The organism is Microbulbifer maximicatervae (SeqCode), assembly GCF_052468295.1.
Window position 1 is genome coordinate 446,799 of record NZ_CP174340.1, and the last position, 16,150, is coordinate 462,948.

Here is a 16,150-nt window from a genome sequence, read left to right on the forward strand (position 1 = left end):
TGTCGCTGCCCATGATTAGCGCCTTTTGTATCCGGCGGCCACGATTCGCCTTTGTTATTTCCATACTGATCACCCTCGCTGGGATACTCTCCTTGCCACAATTGCCAGTGTCGCAATTCCCTGAAATAACGCCACCGACCATCAATGTCGCCGCCACGTTTGCCGGTGCCAGCGCCGAAGTAGTACGCGATAGTGTGGCTGTGCCGATTGAGTCGCAAGTTAATGGTGTGGAGGGCATGGATTATATGTCTTCCACCAGTGGCAATGATGGCTCCTACAGTCTCACAGTGACATTCAAGCCTGGCTACGACGATGACATCGCCCAGGTTAATGTTCAGAACCGGGTGGAGCAGGCCACTCCCCAGCTACCTGAGGATGTGAAAAGGGATGGGGTGGTAGTTTCCAAGCAGAGCACCACGCTGTTACTAGTAGTCAATTTGTTTTCCCCAGATGAAAAGTTTGATGAATTATTTCTGGCAAATTACGCCGAGATTTATTTAAAAGATGAATTGGCGCGGGTGCTGGGGGTGAGCAGTGTTGTTATTTTTGGCTCGCGCAATTACGCCATGCGCCTCTGGCTCGACCCCAACCGGATGGCCTCGTTAGATGTCACCGCCCAGGATGTTATCTCTGCTGTGCAGGCACAGAACGTAGAGGTAGCTGCCGGTCAGATCGGGGCGCCACCGATCCGCCAAGATCAGCAGTTCCAATACAATATTTTGGTGCAGGGGCGCTTGGTATCTCCCAGCGAGTTTGAGGACATCACCATCCGCGCCAAGCCCGATGGTGCCATGGTAAAAGTCAAGGATGTGGCGAGGGTGGAGCTGGGAAGTGAATCTTACTCTTCCTATGGGCAATTGGATAACCAGGCTTCAGCAGTGATAGGGGTGTACCAGCTGCCCGAGGCAAATGCGATTGAAGTAGCTGATGGTATTAAGGCCAAGGTTGCTGAGTTGTCGAAGCGTTTTCCCGATGGATTGGAAGCGGAGATTCTCTACGACACCACATTATTTGTAGAGGCCTCAATTAAAGAGGTTGTGGAAACACTGATTATTGCCCTGATACTGGTAATACTGGTGGTTTTTTTGTTTCTGCAGGATTGGCGCTCTACGCTGGTACCAGCCATTGCTATTCCCGTATCCCTGATAGGCACCTTTGCCTTAATGCTGGCATTTGGGATGACGATTAACACCATCACATTGTTTGCCTTAATCCTTGCGATCGGCATAGTGGTAGATGATGCGATTATCGTGGTGGAAAACACCCAGCGGTTAATGGCTGATGGCCTCCCGCCAAAGGAAGCCGCGCTGGAATCCATGCGTGAAGTTACCGGCCCCGTTATTGCTACGACCCTTGTTTTGTTTGCAGTTTTTGTCCCGGTAATGTTGATGCCGGGAATTACGGGAAAAATGTATCAGCAGTTTGCTGTCACCATTTCAATGGCGGTGGCCATTTCCTCCCTGAATGCACTGACACTAAGTCCGGCTCTCTGTGCCAGCTTGTTAAAGCCGAGCAAAGACGGGGAAGTAGCCGGTATTAAAGAGACCGGTATTTTTGGTTTCTTTAATAAAGCTCTGCATATTTCTACAGGTTTTTATGTGGGAATGGTGAGGGCTTGTATCAAAATACCGCTCATCGGTATTGCCTCAATTATTCTGATTTTACTATTCTGTTATTTACTCTTTACCCGAATCCCCACCGGTTTTATTCCCGATGAAGATCAGGGCACGTTTATGTTGCACGTGCAGTTGCCAGATGGTTCTTCCCTGGAGCGAACCGGACCCATTGTCAATCAAGTGACCGATGTTCTAATGGAAGAGCCAGGTATGGCTCATGTGGTTGGTGTGCCCGGTTACAACCTGCTTACCAGCAGTGTTTCTTCCAATACGGCAATGATGTTTGCTGTGCTAAAACCCTGGGATGACCGCACGAATAGAGAAGATAGCCAGTTTGCCATTATGGATCGGGTACAGAAAAAATTATCTGCAATTCCCGATGCGCAAGTGCTGCCGTTTGTCATTCCACCACTTCCGGGTATTGGCACTGTTGGTGGATTTGAATTTGTACTCGAAGATCTACAGGGGCGCAGTATTACTGAGTTGTCACAGGTCTTGTTTGACCTGCTGGGCAATGCCAATCAGCGCAGTGAAATCTCCCAGGCCTTTACCAGTTTTCAGGCCGCTACACCGCAGCTTGAATTAAAAGTAGATAAAGAGAAATCGCATGTGCTTGGGGTCCCCCTGCCGGATGTATATTTAACCTTGCAAACCTTTTTGGGTGGCTATTACATCAATGACTTTAATTTATATGGAAAGGTCTTTCGGGTAATCGCTCAGGCCGATGCACAATTTCGCGATAAAGAGGAAAATCTGGCTGGCTTTTATGTTCGTGCCAATAGTGGCGGTTTGGTACCGCTGACTTCGATCTCAACTATTACTCCGGTGGTCGCGCCCCAAACAATAACCCGTTACAACTTATATAACAGCGTCACTATCAATGGATCACCGGCACCGGGGTATTCCAGTGGCCAGGCAATGGATGCGATGGAAGACTTGGCATCAAAGTTGCCTGAAGGTTATGGATACGAGTGGACGGGCATCAGCTTACAGGAGGTGACTGCGGGTAATCTGGCCCCAATCCTGTTCTCTTTGGCCGTTATATTTGTCTACTTGTTTTTGGTCGCCCAATATGAGAGCTGGACTATCCCCTTTGCAGTGATGTTGTGCGTCCCCATTGCGATTGGTGGCGCTATGTTTACGGTATTTATCGCGGGGTCTATCAACAATCTCTATACGCAGATCGGCTTGGTATTACTGATTGGGATGGCAGCAAAGAGTGCGATTCTGATAGTAGAGTTTGCCTGCGTGGAGCGCGATAAGGGTCGGTCTATTGCGGATGCGGCTCTGTCGGCCACGCGCCTGCGATTCCGCGCGGTTTTAATGACGGCCATGTCCTTTATTTTAGGGGTAATTCCACTACTGGTCGCCACCGGTGCTGGCGCAGTAAGCCGGGTTTCCCTGGGGCTGGTGGTCTTTGGCGGCATGTTGGCTGCGAGTCTCTTCGCCACTTTGCTAGTGCCTGTGTATTACGCCTTGGTGCAAACGGTGCGGGAAAAGCTGAAAGGGGGCTATACCCCCAAAATTGATGAGGATAAGACCGCGAATGGTGGGTCTGAATCCACCTGAGCCAAGCTGTTGATTGTGTGGTAGGGTGGTAAGTCACAAATGGATATTGTGGCATATCGCTCAGTGTTACCGCTGAAAACCGGTATGATGAATGTTATGGAGCCCCCGCAGCGATCGGGGCAGGGCACAGATTTATGCTAGAGATTATTGAACAGAAAATCGTAGGGCAAATTGAGGACTTGGAAGCAAGGGTTCCGGCAGGGCCTGACCTGCAAGGCCATGCCGCAGTACTGATTGCCCTGACAGAAGAGCCGGACCCTCAAGTAATTCTAACTAAGCGCTCTGCAAATCTCTCCACACATTCCGGTGAAGTTTCTCTCCCTGGGGGGCGCTGGGATGCCACGGACCCATCGCTTCAATTTACCGCCTTGCGTGAGGCGGAAGAAGAAGTCAGCCTACCTATGGATGACGTGCGCGTACTCGGCCCCCTTTGGCCGCGGACTACCCGCTGGCAGGTGCATGTGACCCCTTGGGTAGGGATAATTTCACCGGATATCCAATTGTTCCCAAATCCAGGTGAATTGGATGCAGTTTTTCGAGTTCCCCTGTCTTTCTTTCTTGCAGACCCGCGCATTCGTACTGATCGTATTATTATTGATAACCAGGAAATATACCTTCCGGCGTATATGTATGAAAATTATGAAATCTGGGGCTTTACTGCAGGGGTATTAACCGAATTTTTAGTGAAAATATTAGGGGCATCAATAGGGCGCCGCGATGATGTGCCGCTGCGTGCACTTAATTAGCTCGGCTTACTAAATAGGATTTATTTTTATTTTTGGGGAGGTTCAGGTATTGGCTCACCCAAGTCATCCCAAGCATCGATTAATATTTTCATTATTTTGCCTGCATCAGGGTCGGCGCTGAGGATTGGGAAATCAGGGGCTTCAGGAAGTTTAACTTCTTCTCCTCGTCGGCATTCGATTAACCAGTTGTTATCGATTTTGACTAGTTTGTCCCGGTACTCTCCAACAGCAGAAATACGATAGCCGGATCGCGTTGCTATGATTTCTACGGTCGTTGCTTTCCCTGAAGCGGATTGCCCATCTTCAGAAATGAAATGTAGGGGAGAGCTTGTAATATGTCGGCTTCCCAACTTGCTGTGAACCGCTGCGTAGCGCTCCAGTTTTTCTCTTCCCCGAATCATAATATTGCCATGCTCAAATCGGCCATTGGGTGTAAATAATGAGGCCCAGCCTCGGGCATCATTACTGTCGATAGTTAATGTATAACGGGCGAGTAGATCACTAATCGCTAGTCGATCTTTTAGCTGTTGAATCTCATCCATTTCTTCACCTTGACCTTTATCGCCAGTAGCTATTGAAGAGGATAGTTTCTAGAGATGGTTTTTGGGGGCGCACCTAGGATATTAATTGAGTATTAATCAAAACCCGTTATCTAACCCGGAATCCTGTAAGTAACCTTGAGAGAATTATTAATAAAATCGGGAAGTGTTTGTTTGTGTAAAGTGAAGCAATACCAAGCCCTAAAATCCTTTGTCGTTTGGTGACTATTTCACGGTTTTAGCTAATGGTGGGATTTATTTGAGACGTAAGTACTAGATATACTGTAAGGTTCTTATATCCTTAATTTTTCTTATTATATACGTTATTGGATTGCTTGAATGAGATCTCTCTCTTTTTTCTGTGTGTTGCTGGGAATCGGATTAATCCAGGCTTGTGCAATGTCCACTGTACCTCCTAAGTATCAGGGACAATGGGCTGGAACCGAGGAATCCTGTAACGCTTCTTCATCGGCCGACTCGATGACTCTGGCGGATAGTCGTATTCAATTTACGGAGTCTTCAGGCCAGTTGATGTCTGCTAGCCAGAGTGATGGCAATCTTCATCTGGTTTTCAATATGCAGGGTGAAGGAGAAGCTTGGAAGTCAGAGGAGGTGTACTCTCTGACATCTGGCGGAAAGGTACTGGTGCGTTATACCCAGGATTCTACGTTTAAGTATTTCCGCTGCAATTGATTGGCTTTGAAGGCTGGGTTAGAACTCAGTTGTTTAAATGACTAGAGCTTGCAGCTCTGGTCATTTAAATATGGAGTTGCTTGTTAATATATCTACTCGGTCCACGCCACAAATTCTTCTTTGCATTTCTTTGTGAAATGAATACCCCCCCCCTTTGTACCTATTGAGTTATCAGGCTGCAGGTAGCTTCCTGTAGGGTGACAGTTTCGTCATTTCTAAAGTTTCAAATGCAGGTCTATTTGGGCTGCTATGAGGTTAGCTTGATGGTTTTAAATAGACCAAGCTTGTTTCTACCATTAATTTTAACTATAGGTCTGTAATTGGGATTTAATAGCCTTAATAAAAGTCTGAACTTTTGTTGGCGGCCTTTTGGAAAATAGATGCATATAATGGATGGGCGCAGCGGCAACAGATGTTATTGAGCAAAGTGTGCCGGTAGCCACTTTTTTTCGGGCGATAATATCGGGCAACCTGGCAATCCCAATTCCGGCTTCGGTTAACTGTACTATATCGTGTAGGGAGTTACAGCGAACCTTAGGCGTGGCTTTTACCTGAATCCCACTTTTCAATTCATACTTTAATGGCATGCCCTGCCAATCATTAGCGATATGCGGCCAATTTTGTAGTTCAGTAAGGTCTGAGGGAATGCCACATAGCTTTTCAATAAGCTGCGGGCTGGCGTAGAGACTTTCTCCTAACAATCCCAACTTTGAAACTTTTGCCGATTGAAGTGCAAGACTGCCCACGCGAATGGCCAGGTCTACCTGCGATTCAATCAAATCCATGGGTGAGTCATTGGCTAACAGCCTGATTCTTAGTTGCGGGTGCTGTTCGGCCAGCTTAATGATTGCAGGAATAATTACTGGTTCGCACAGTGCGTGAGGCGCTGTTACTGATAGGGAACCCGCCAATTTATCACCGCTATTCCTAAGGCCCGTTAATGCTGAGTTATAAATATCTTTGATCTCCCGGCAATGGGCGTAGAACTCTGAGCCGGCCTCAGTGAGAGATAGGGAGCGGGTACTGCGGTAAAGCAAGCGGGTGCCGATATCAGACTCCAACCGGGTAACTGCTTGGCTTACTGCCGATTTGGTGCGCTCCAGGCGGTCGGCTGCCAGTGTGAAGCTGCGCGCCTCTACAACAGCTAGGAATACCTGCATATCCTCCAGGCTTGGCTTCATTGTTTAATTTTCCTAAACACTAATATCAATTAATGGATGTTTATCACAACCATGGCCATGGGGCAATCTATAGGCACAAGGTCGTTACCTATTACAGAAGAGGATTTTGATATGAGCGACATTCTGATTGAGAAAACAAAAGCTGCCAGTGAACAGTGGAAGTCTTACTTCAATAGTGGCAATGCAGCTGGGTGTGCATCCATGTATGAAGAGCGGGCTCAAATGACTGCCAAACCCTTTGGTCTGTTCGAAGGTCGAAAGAATATACAAGCTTTCTGGCAAAATCTGGTAGATCAGGGTTTTGCAGATGTGACCTATATTGGCGCAAAAATTGAAGTAGTGGATGAAGTCTCAACCGTACTCTCAAGTAATTGGAAAATGAACAACGCAGAAGGTGTCATTACTCGTGAACTCTGGGTCCTTCAGGAGGACGGAACTATGCTACTGCGTGATGACCAGTTCGAAGCTATAAATCCTAGCGAAAAGTAAGGGTGCTAGCCGTGAGTGAATTTTGGAATAGCTTTACCCGTGAGAAAACGGACGAGCAATATAACCCTACGTTGTGGACCCGCCGCCTTCCAACCGATCTGCTGCTGCCTTCTCATGCTGAGTTTACTGGCAGTCGTAGCTCGGCATATCGCAACGCGATTAAGGGCGGTTTGCAAACAGTCAATTTTGGGGAAGGTGATTTAGCTGGCTCGATGGATGCTTTCAGTTCAGACGAAGTTGCTGAGGATGCACCGGTCGTAATTTATATTCACGGTGGCTGGTGGCAGTGGTTTTCAAAAGAGCAATTTTCTTTTCTGGCCGAGCCTTTCAATAAAGAGGGATTTGCGGTCTATATGCCGGGTTACCGTATGGCCCCGGATTGGGAAAATGATACTCCAATGGAGTCTATTGTCTTACAGATGCAGTGGGCAATGGCTACCATACTGAAAGAGGCTGAAGAAAGAGGGGCTCCATCTGTGTATCTTGTGGGGCATTCGGCAGGTGGCCAACTGGTAGCACTGTTGCATCAAACGGATTGGAGTCAATTTGGTGTACCGGCATCTGCTCAAAGTAAGTTTAAAGGTGCATTTTCCCTGGCAGGACTATTTGACATTCGGCCACTGGTCAATAGTTTTGTCAATGGCGCCATTAATATGTCGATGGAATCTGCCGAAAAGGTAAGCCCCCAGCTGCTAGAGCCTGGTATTGACACAACCGAATGCCCGCTACATTTAATTGTGCCTGAATTTGATACGCCAGAGTTTTTTCGGCAGACCAAAGAGTATCAGGAGAAAATGCTAAAAATGGATAATCCCTGTTATTTCAAGTTAGCGAATAATCGGGATCATCTTGACCTGATAGAAAGGTTGGTCGATGACCGTGACGAAGTTTTAACTTATATGCTGGAGTATATGAAAGACTAACAACGATTTATTGCTTTGTGTCTTAGGCAGGTCTGCAATGATGTTTTGTGATTTGGTGGCTTAAGCTGTAGCCTTGACGAAATCATCAGTGTCACGGCCTGCCAGAGGGGTGTGAGGATAGGTGCTTCAAGGTATTACTTTGGGGCGGCGCTTTAAAGGCAAGCGTCTATATAAGTTCTATCGACAAATTATAATGGGCGCCTGTTTTCTCCTCCTGGATAGATTATGCCGAGACCCAAATCCACTGTCTCTTTGGATGAGGTGCACTGGGGTGCACTCAAAACCCTCTTCCCTTACCTATTGGAATTCCGCCGCGCCGTAGTCTTGGCGATCCTCTGCTTGATTGGCGCCAAGGTTGCGGGTGTTACCCTGCCATTTTTGCTCAAACATATTGTCGATGACCTGGATAGTGCTGGGGGCCTGGCCCAGGCAGTGGCATTACCTTTGGGGCTGCTGTTGGCCTATGGGGCTGTGCGCCTTTCCAGCACTCTGTTTGGCGAACTGCGAGACACGATTTTTGGCCGTGTCACTGAGCGGGCCCAGCGCCGGATCGGGTTGGAAGTGTTCCAGCATTTGCACAAACTGGACCTGGATTTTCACCTGAACCGCCGTACCGGCGGGCTCTCTCGGGATATTGAGCGGGGCAATAGCGGCATCGGATTCCTGATGCGGTTTATGGTCTTCAATATCGTACCCACGCTGGTAGAGATAGCTATGGTGGCGGGGTTGCTCTGGTGGAATTACAGCGGCTTATTTGCGCTATTAGTGCTGGCCGCAGTGATTATTTATATCGGCTTTTCAGTGGTAGCCACTGAATGGCGTACGCGCTTTGTCAGGGAGTTGAATGAGGCGGAGTCACAGGCCAGCAGCCGTGCAGTTGATAGTCTGCTCAACTATGAGACCGTTAAGTACTTTGCCAATGAGCGACATGAATCCGGTCACTATGACCGGGAGCTGGCCAGTTGGGAGAAGGCCCGGCGTAAGAACAGGCTGTCCCTGTTTGGCCTAAATAGTGGCCAGGCGCTGATTATTTCCAGCGCAATGTGTGCAGCGATGGTTCTTGCCGCAGTAGGAGTCACCAAAGGCACTATGACCATCGGTGACTTCGTATTGGTGAATGCCTTTATGATGCAGATCTTTATACCGCTAAATTTCCTCGGCTTTGTGTACCGGGAGATGAAAGGGGCACTGGCAAATATTGAGAAGATGTTCTCTTTACTGGCGGTAAAACCTGCTGTGGAAGATCTTCCCCAGGCGGCTCCCCTCACTGTGATGGAGGGCCGAATTGAGTTTGATAACGTCCAGTTTGGCTATAAAGATAATCGCCAGATCCTCAAAGGTATCAGCTTTGCTGTGGAACCACGGCAAAAAGTGGCAATTGTTGGCGCTAGCGGTGCAGGTAAGTCCACCCTCTTTAAGCTCCTGTTTCGTTTTTATGACGCTAACAGCGGTTCCATTTCCATTGATGGCCAGGATATTCGCAGTGTTTCCCAGGAGTCGCTGCGCAGGGCTATTGGTGTTGTGCCTCAGGATGCAGTGTTGTTCAACCAGTCGATCCGGGAGAACGTGCGTTACGGACGTGTAGATGCCTCAGATACTGAGGTGGATGAGGCGATCCGTCACGCTCAGCTGGAAGGCTTTGTTCAGCAGCTGCCAGAGGGAGCCGATACCCTGGTGGGGGAGCGGGGTCTCAAATTGTCCGGAGGGGAAAAGCAGCGGGTTGCTATCGCTCGGGCCCTGTTGAAAAAGCCTCCGATTATGATCTTTGACGAAGCGACCTCATCTCTCGACAGCCACTCAGAGCAGGGCATAGTGGCATCCCTGCAGGATATTGCCCGCGAGCAGACATCGTTAGTGATCGCTCACCGCCTCTCCACAATTGTGGATGCAGACTGCATTCTGGTAATGGATCAGGGCGGAATAGTCGAGCAGGGAGCCCACCGGGAATTGATGCAGGCTGACGGACACTACGCGGCCCTCTGGCGTATGCAGCAACAGGAGCGTGGAACTGAGACCCAAGCAGCCGAGGTGCCTACGCCATGACGGTTGATAAATCCCTACAGCCAGACTAATGTGGCGCCGATACAAAAAAATGATAGGCAGAGCGATATGACCATTCCTTTTCAGGCTACCAAGATAGCGGCAGCAGTGTTGGCACTGGCCCTTGTTGGCGCTTGTTCCAAAAAAGAGCAGCAGCCCGAAGAAGTTGCCAAAGCGGAAGCTGAGGCTCAGATTGTAGAGTCCAAGACGGTACCTGTGCCCTCAGGCCAAAAGGTAGAAGATGCGGATAAGCGTTTTGATATCTATGTACCGGTTGAGCTCACTGCAAATCTAAGCGGTCTCTCCGACAACCAGCGCAAAATGATTGGCCTGCTGATTGATGCCAGCCAGATTATGGATCGCCTGTTCTGGTTGCAATCCTACGGCCCAGCTGAGGAATTGCTGCCGGATATTGAAGACAACCGCGCTCGTAAGTTTGCCGATATCAACTATGGCCCCTGGGATCGCCTTAACGACAATAAGCCGTTTATTGTTGGTTATGGAGATAAGCCCCTGGGTGCTAACTTCTACCCAGCGGATATGACCCGCGAAGAGTTCGAGAAATGGGACCAGGCAGGAAAAGACGGCTTGTACTCCCTGGTGCGCCGCAATGAGTCTGGCAGTCTCGAACTGGTGCCTTACAACGAAGCCTACAATGCCGACCTGAATAAGGCGGCCAGCATTCTGCGCCAGGCAGCTGAATTGGCTGAGAGCAAGGAATTTGCTAACTACCTCACTATGCGTGCCGATGCACTTCTCTCCGATAATTTTCGCCCCAGCGATATGGCCTGGATGGATATGAAGGAGAATGATATCGATGTGGTTATTGGTCCTATTGAAAACTATGAAGACCAGCTGTTTGCCTATCGTACCGCTTATGAGTCCTACGTCCTGCTGAAAGACAAAGAGTGGAGTAAAAAACTGGCCAAGTTTGCCGCTCTGCTGCCCGAGCTGCAGAAGGGTTTGCCGGTTGAGGAAAAATACAAATCTGAAGAGCCCGGTACTGATTCAGACTTGAATGCCTACGATGTACTCTTCTACGCTGGCCACAGTAACGCGGGCTCCAAGACTATTGCCATTAACCTTCCCAATGATGAGGAAGTACAGCTGGCCAAAGGCACTCGCCGTTTGCAGCTGAAGAATGCAATGCAGGCCAAGTTTGACAAGATCCTGGTGCCGATCAGCGATGTATTGATTGCAGAAGATCAGCGCAAGAATATTACCTTCCCGGCTTTCTTTGCCAACACCATGTTCCACGAAGTGGCCCACGGTTTGGGAATTAAAAAGACCGTAGAGGGCGGAAATAATGTTCGCCAGGCTTTGAAGGAAACCTCTTCCGCCCTGGAAGAAGGTAAGGCTGATATCCTCGGTCTGTACATGGTTACCCGCTTACATGAAAAAGGTGAGCTGGAAGAAGGCCAGTTGATGGATAACTATGTGACTTTCCTGGCGGGTATCTTCCGCAGCGTACGTTTTGGTGCGGCTAGTGCTCACGGTAAAGCCAACATGATGCGCTTTAACTACTTTAAGGAGCAGGGTGCCTTCACTCGCGATCCCAAGACTGGTCAATACAGTGTTGATTTTGAAAAGATGCAACAGGCGATGACCAACTTGTCTCGTTTAATCATTACTATTCAGGGTGATGGCGATTACGAGAAAGCCAAATCATTGCTGGAGACCAAAGGCGTAATTGGTCCTGAACTGCAGGCTGATTTGGATCGCTTGGCCGAAGCCAATATTCCTGTTGACGTTACCTTTATCCAGGGTAAAGAAGTACTTGGCTTGAAGTAATTTCCTTATCTTTTAGTTTAAAAAACCCGGTACCTGCCGGGTTTTTTTGTGCCCTTAAAGCTTATCCCCCTTCGATTTGTAATTTTCCCCGCCGATTGCAGCTTAGCGCTTTAGGTACTTTTTCTTATGGCGGAATTAATAGTCACGTCCAAACTAAGGAGGCAGTCTGTATCCCAGGCTAGGAATTCCAACTCTTATACAATATTGACAGAGGTTTTACATGGATATTAAGCAGTCAGTTATTAAGTTATTAATATTAGGCGTAATGGGGCTATTTACAGCGTCATACTCTTTTGTAGTATCCGCTCAGGTATCCTGTGGTGATGTTATTACAACCGCCGAAGTGCTTACACAGGATTTACTCTGTGACCTTACTGCCGCTGAGCCTGATGCCCTTACGATAGTTGGTCCTGAAGGCAGTTTGAGTATGGGAGATTTTTCTGTGACCTGTGCTACAGGTGCGGGATTTGGCGGTGCTGGAATACGTATCCTGGGCCAAGGTGCGGTATTGACTGGCGGTGCCATTAATGATTGTTTTGACAATATTTTTATAGACGGTGTGGGTTATCACACGGTCGTCGGAACTGAGCTAGTTGGTAGTGTTGACGATGGTATTGATATTGACAGTATCTTTAACAATATTAGTGGATGCATAATCACTGATAGTGGTCGGGTAGGTGTTGATATGGATGATGATTTTAATACTCTCTCTTCTTGTGTTGTATCGCTCAGTGTCTCTGATGGAATTCAGGTAGATGATAGCTTTTCAAATGTGTTCAATAATATATCTACATTCAATGGTGGAGCAGGAATTCTAATCGAGGGCTCATCCAGTAATATAATCTCCCAAAATTTAATATCAAGTAATGATGGTGGAGGTATCGTTTTGGAATTCACGAATTCAACTAATAATGTCATAACTGGAAATTTCTCTGAACTTAATCTTTCCTTTGATTTATATGATACGGTTGATCCCGATTGTAGTGGCACCAACATTTGGTACGCTAATGATGCCATTACTAAAAGTCCAAGCTGCCTGGATTGAATTTTTTCGCGATTTGCGAAACTTACTAAAAAGGGAGAAGGAAAGACTACACCGCGCTCGGGACCCTATGAGGCATGGATGCCGATTAGGAGCTTACAGGGATGTATTCACTGCGTGTCTCGAGTGCGGTGTAGTCTTTCCTTCCACCCCAGTAGTAAGTTGTGTCTATTAGGCGATTCAATTGAATAGTGAGAGTTAGCCTAAACTTGAGTCGCCTTTTGGTTTTCTTTAAGTTTGTGAGGCGATTCAAAAAATAGCTGTTTGTGATGAGGCATTGATGGCTATGAACCGTAGTGTTGTTAATGCACAATAAATTTGATGCTATATTCTAATTGTTTGGCGGTTAAGCGGTATAATTGAAGCTCCCAATTGATCAATATAATTCAACTATAACAATGGATTAATTATGTCTCGTGTTCTGTACTCGGGTACTAAAAATGCATCCACTTGGGCCTTTAGGGCTTGGTTGGCATTGCGTGAACAGGAAGTTCAATTTGAGGAAGTGGTTGTAGATATTCGCCGGCCACAGCGATTCCAGAACTTACAGCGTATAGGAGAGCTATCCCCTGCGAGATCAGTACCCGTACTGGAAGAGGGGGATATAATTATTTTTGATTCCTTGGCCATTATGGAATATGCCAATGACATTGGCTCTGGTGAACTGCTACCTCAAGACCCATTGATGCGGGCCCGAGCCCGGGCCATGCTTAGCTGGCAACATTCTGGGTTGTCCGGGTTGTGTCCACGTCTGTCCTTTGAAAGTGCATTTTATCCAGATAAACGTCTAATGACCCCCGAAGAAGAGATGGATGCGGAGCGCTTATTTGCCGCCTGGGAAGGAGAGCTTGAGCAAAATGCTGGCCCTTACTTGATGGGTGCTTTGTCCCTGGCAGATTTAGCCTTTGTGCCAACAGTGATAAGAATTTTCTCCCACGCCCCAAATTTGCAGCCCTGGCCGCTTACTAAACAGTGGATAGACCGGTTGCTGGGGCGTGACAGCGTGAAAGAGTGGATGTCAGAGGCCACTGAACTGCCGCCGGTAGTACTGTCGGATTATCGGTAGGAACTAACTTCCGCAGAGATCAGGATTTTTTAGTGACTAAACCCGTTAGGTGAAGCTGAACCAGCTTCACCTTTTTTACTATTAGTGGCGTAAATTAATCGGAAAAAGAAGCAGGGTACGTATTTTTTATCGTAAGAAAGTTTCAAGCGCAATCACTGGCTAATAGTGATGCCAATGAGGTCTAAACTGTGCTGGGTTAACCAGTGCGCCAGTTGATGTTTGAGGCGATCAATTTATCAAATATTAAGGATAATATTTAGATCAATGAAAAGATTAGCCTTTAGTCTATGTTTCTTGTTGAGTAGTGGGGTGCAGGCATCGTGCCACTTAGAAGAATATGAACGCTTTATCAATACTCAAAGCTTGGTAATGCTTGAAGCATCCGTGAAACTATTTGAGGAGGATAAGGAGAAGTTTAAAATAATTAAACCATTTGTAAAATTGGAAGTGCGCAATAACAAGCTTAAGGTTTATGTGGCGAAGAAATTGAGTGAGAAGGAATCCACCGTTCTTAACTTTGAAGGCCCTATTGCGAATTACGTTCCCAGCGTATCGGTGCAAATTATGCCGGATGGCTCCATACGGGATAAGGTTGATTTGGCGATGTCTGATGATGTTTTTTATCGCACAGAGAAAACTGCCATGGCGCCACTGCAAAGTTTATATATGTTTAACGAGGGAATGAATGCGGCGGAAAAGAGAAAATTCACACGTGCAAGAAACTCCCTGAGTAAGCATATGGAGACCATTGAACAATTTTCATATATGAAAAGAGCCTTCACAATGCGTCTTGAAAATGTTTGTCCGGTAAATAGCTAAACACCTAGACGTTCATGCTACTGTTTGAAATAAAAACTATAGCTTTGTTCCTGGCTACGGCGCTTGCAGAGATAATAGGCTGCTACACGGCTTACTTGTGGTTAAAGCAGGACAAAAGTATTTGGCTTCTAGTACCTGGCGGTATAAGTTTGGCGATATTTGCTTGGTTATTGACATTGCATCCGGCTCCAGCGGGCCGGGTGTATGCCGCCTATGGGGGAATTTATATTTTTTCCTCAATAATGTGGTTATGGCTGGTTAACGGTGTTAAGCCCACCGTTTGGGATGTGAGCGGTGCCGCTGTAGCAATGCTGGGTATGGCTATTATCATGTTTTCACCGAGGCAGATGATCAATTAGATTTGATAAATCTACGCCCTTATTTAAGGGTGACTTTGTGATTTATCCTTAAAGCTGAGAAATTCTTGGATCGCGTAAATATCTTACAGTTTATTAAGCCAGCTGATAATTGCTTCGTGTTCAATATTTCCAATGGTCGATATGCTTGGGTGGCTTCTGTTGGGAATTTTCACCAAATTAATATTTGATTGATCTAAACCTATATAATTGTCATAAGGGGCAATTAGATCCGAGGGGGAGGATATTAACAGTATGGGGAGCCTGGATGAACAGAGAAGGGGGAGTATATTGGTATCACTCGGTTCAATACCGGACTGTTCCAGAGCCAGATTTGCCCCTTTTAGAATTTTATTTTCAGGAATAATCCGGCTAAGTATGGGGTGATTGAGCCTACCGTAGTTATACACGGCTTGATCAAAAGGGACCATTGGGGCAAGTAAAATAATGCCACTTAAGTCAGATCTCATGGCTGAGATATAGAGAGCCGTTAAGGCTCCCATGGAGTTTCCTACGATATACAAAGGCTTGCCCTTGATGTCCCCTTTACTGATGAGTGCATCAATAAGTTTATTGATGAGTTCACTATCTCCTACGCCATATTTTTTGGTGCTATTTGATTCCCCGTGACCAAGAAGGTCCGGAGCTACAACTTGAAATCCAAGAAAACGAAAGTATTGAGCAGAATATAACATGAACTCTTTCGATGATCGGAATCCATGTAATAAAATCACTGTTCCAGAATATTTTTCTTTCAGGGAATCTTTTGGTAAATCAAGTTTAACGGTGCTTTCTTTGCCGTCGGTGTCATATTTGACGGAGTAATGAATACCGTCTTTAGATGAAGCAGGAGCGTAATAATACCTGATGTATTCTTTGCTTTTTTCTATATCATAGCTGCCTTTTTTAAACCCTAAGTTTTTAATTTCAATACTTCGGACAGTTTTAGCCAAGTAATTCCGGGGGCTGCAGCTCTATAAGGTATTTATTGGCAACTCTGGGCTACCTTAGACTTGCGGGAAAGTAGCCTCTCCGCGGCTCAAAGCTAATAAGTTCAGGGCTCAAGCCCTCTAAAACTGTCCGGAGTATTGCCGTATAAGAAAAAAGAACAAGAAAATGAGATAGAGGATATCTGCCCAAAACCATCAGCTAAACCAGAGCGCTTTATAGACCTTCTGGATCAGCATATTCGCAAACAAGGGCTATCATACCGGGTAGCCCTGGGCTTAAGGACTAACTGAAACAAAGCCACCATAGCCAATAGCGTAGCCACCCAAATT

At 46.9% G+C, this 16,150-nt stretch carries 14 protein-coding genes; 11 read left to right on the forward strand and 3 right to left on the reverse strand.

Annotated elements, in window-relative coordinates; all coding sequences use genetic code 11:
- Positions 1–11 precede the first annotated feature (11 nt).
- Positions 12–3,185: an efflux RND transporter permease subunit gene (locus tag ACJJIQ_RS02400; protein ID WP_444912383.1), complete on the forward strand. Its 3,174-nt coding sequence runs from the start codon at positions 12–14 to the stop codon at positions 3,183–3,185.
- A 134-nt stretch (positions 3,186–3,319) separates the two neighbouring features.
- A complete protein-coding gene (locus tag ACJJIQ_RS02405; protein ID WP_444906063.1) occupies positions 3,320–3,931 on the forward strand; it encodes a CoA pyrophosphatase in 612 nt (203 codons plus the stop codon).
- A gap of 26 nt (positions 3,932–3,957) precedes the next feature.
- Here the strand turns inward: ACJJIQ_RS02405 and ACJJIQ_RS02410 are convergent, their stop codons facing one another.
- Positions 3,958–4,473, reverse strand: a complete 516-nt coding sequence (locus tag ACJJIQ_RS02410; protein WP_445363583.1) for a nuclear transport factor 2 family protein — start codon at positions 4,471–4,473, stop codon at positions 3,958–3,960.
- 336 nt (positions 4,474–4,809) lie between these two features.
- Here ACJJIQ_RS02410 and ACJJIQ_RS02415 point away from each other — a divergent pair, with 336 nt between their 5' ends.
- The gene (locus ACJJIQ_RS02415; RefSeq protein WP_445354842.1) at positions 4,810–5,163 is read left to right on the forward strand and encodes a hypothetical protein; all 354 of its coding nucleotides are present in this window, start codon (positions 4,810–4,812) and stop codon (positions 5,161–5,163) included.
- A 302-nt stretch (positions 5,164–5,465) separates the two neighbouring features.
- Here the strand turns inward: ACJJIQ_RS02415 and ACJJIQ_RS02420 are convergent, their stop codons facing one another.
- Positions 5,466–6,344, reverse strand: coding sequence for a LysR family transcriptional regulator (locus tag ACJJIQ_RS02420; protein ID WP_445363584.1), 879 nt, complete (start codon positions 6,342–6,344; stop codon positions 5,466–5,468).
- Between the two features lie 111 nt (positions 6,345–6,455).
- Here ACJJIQ_RS02420 and ACJJIQ_RS02425 point away from each other — a divergent pair, with 111 nt between their 5' ends.
- From ACJJIQ_RS02425 to ACJJIQ_RS02460, 8 genes are all read left to right on the forward strand, one after another.
- Complete coding sequence (locus ACJJIQ_RS02425) at positions 6,456–6,833, forward strand: Cif family virulence factor (RefSeq protein ID WP_444915837.1); 378 nt, start codon at positions 6,456–6,458, stop codon at positions 6,831–6,833.
- Positions 6,834–6,844: 11 nt separating this feature from the next.
- On the forward strand, positions 6,845–7,756 hold the full coding sequence (locus ACJJIQ_RS02430; protein WP_445363585.1) for an alpha/beta hydrolase: 912 nt from the start codon (positions 6,845–6,847) through the stop codon (positions 7,754–7,756).
- A 225-nt stretch (positions 7,757–7,981) separates the two neighbouring features.
- Positions 7,982–9,799, forward strand: a complete 1,818-nt coding sequence (locus ACJJIQ_RS02435; protein ID WP_445363586.1) for an ABCB family ABC transporter ATP-binding protein/permease — start codon at positions 7,982–7,984, stop codon at positions 9,797–9,799.
- A gap of 66 nt (positions 9,800–9,865) precedes the next feature.
- Complete coding sequence (locus tag ACJJIQ_RS02440) at positions 9,866–11,587, forward strand: DUF8614 domain-containing protein (RefSeq protein WP_282931726.1); 1,722 nt, start codon at positions 9,866–9,868, stop codon at positions 11,585–11,587.
- 220 nt (positions 11,588–11,807) lie between these two features.
- Positions 11,808–12,632 carry a right-handed parallel beta-helix repeat-containing protein gene (locus ACJJIQ_RS02445; protein ID WP_445363587.1) on the forward strand — a complete coding sequence of 275 codons (825 nt, stop codon included), beginning with the start codon at positions 11,808–11,810 and terminating at the stop codon, positions 12,630–12,632.
- 406 nt (positions 12,633–13,038) lie between these two features.
- Positions 13,039–13,695 carry a glutathione S-transferase family protein gene (locus ACJJIQ_RS02450; protein WP_445363588.1) on the forward strand — a complete coding sequence of 219 codons (657 nt, stop codon included), beginning with the start codon at positions 13,039–13,041 and terminating at the stop codon, positions 13,693–13,695.
- A gap of 264 nt (positions 13,696–13,959) precedes the next feature.
- The gene (locus ACJJIQ_RS02455; RefSeq protein ID WP_444916413.1) at positions 13,960–14,514 is read left to right on the forward strand and encodes a hypothetical protein; all 555 of its coding nucleotides are present in this window, start codon (positions 13,960–13,962) and stop codon (positions 14,512–14,514) included.
- 14 nt (positions 14,515–14,528) lie between these two features.
- Positions 14,529–14,873 carry a YnfA family protein gene (locus tag ACJJIQ_RS02460; protein WP_445363589.1) on the forward strand — a complete coding sequence of 115 codons (345 nt, stop codon included), beginning with the start codon at positions 14,529–14,531 and terminating at the stop codon, positions 14,871–14,873.
- 83 nt (positions 14,874–14,956) lie between these two features.
- On the opposite strand, the gene ACJJIQ_RS02465 is transcribed toward ACJJIQ_RS02460, so the two are convergent.
- Positions 14,957–15,823, reverse strand: a complete 867-nt coding sequence (locus ACJJIQ_RS02465; RefSeq protein WP_445363590.1) for an alpha/beta hydrolase — start codon at positions 15,821–15,823, stop codon at positions 14,957–14,959.
- Between the last annotated feature and the right edge of the window lie 327 nt (positions 15,824–16,150).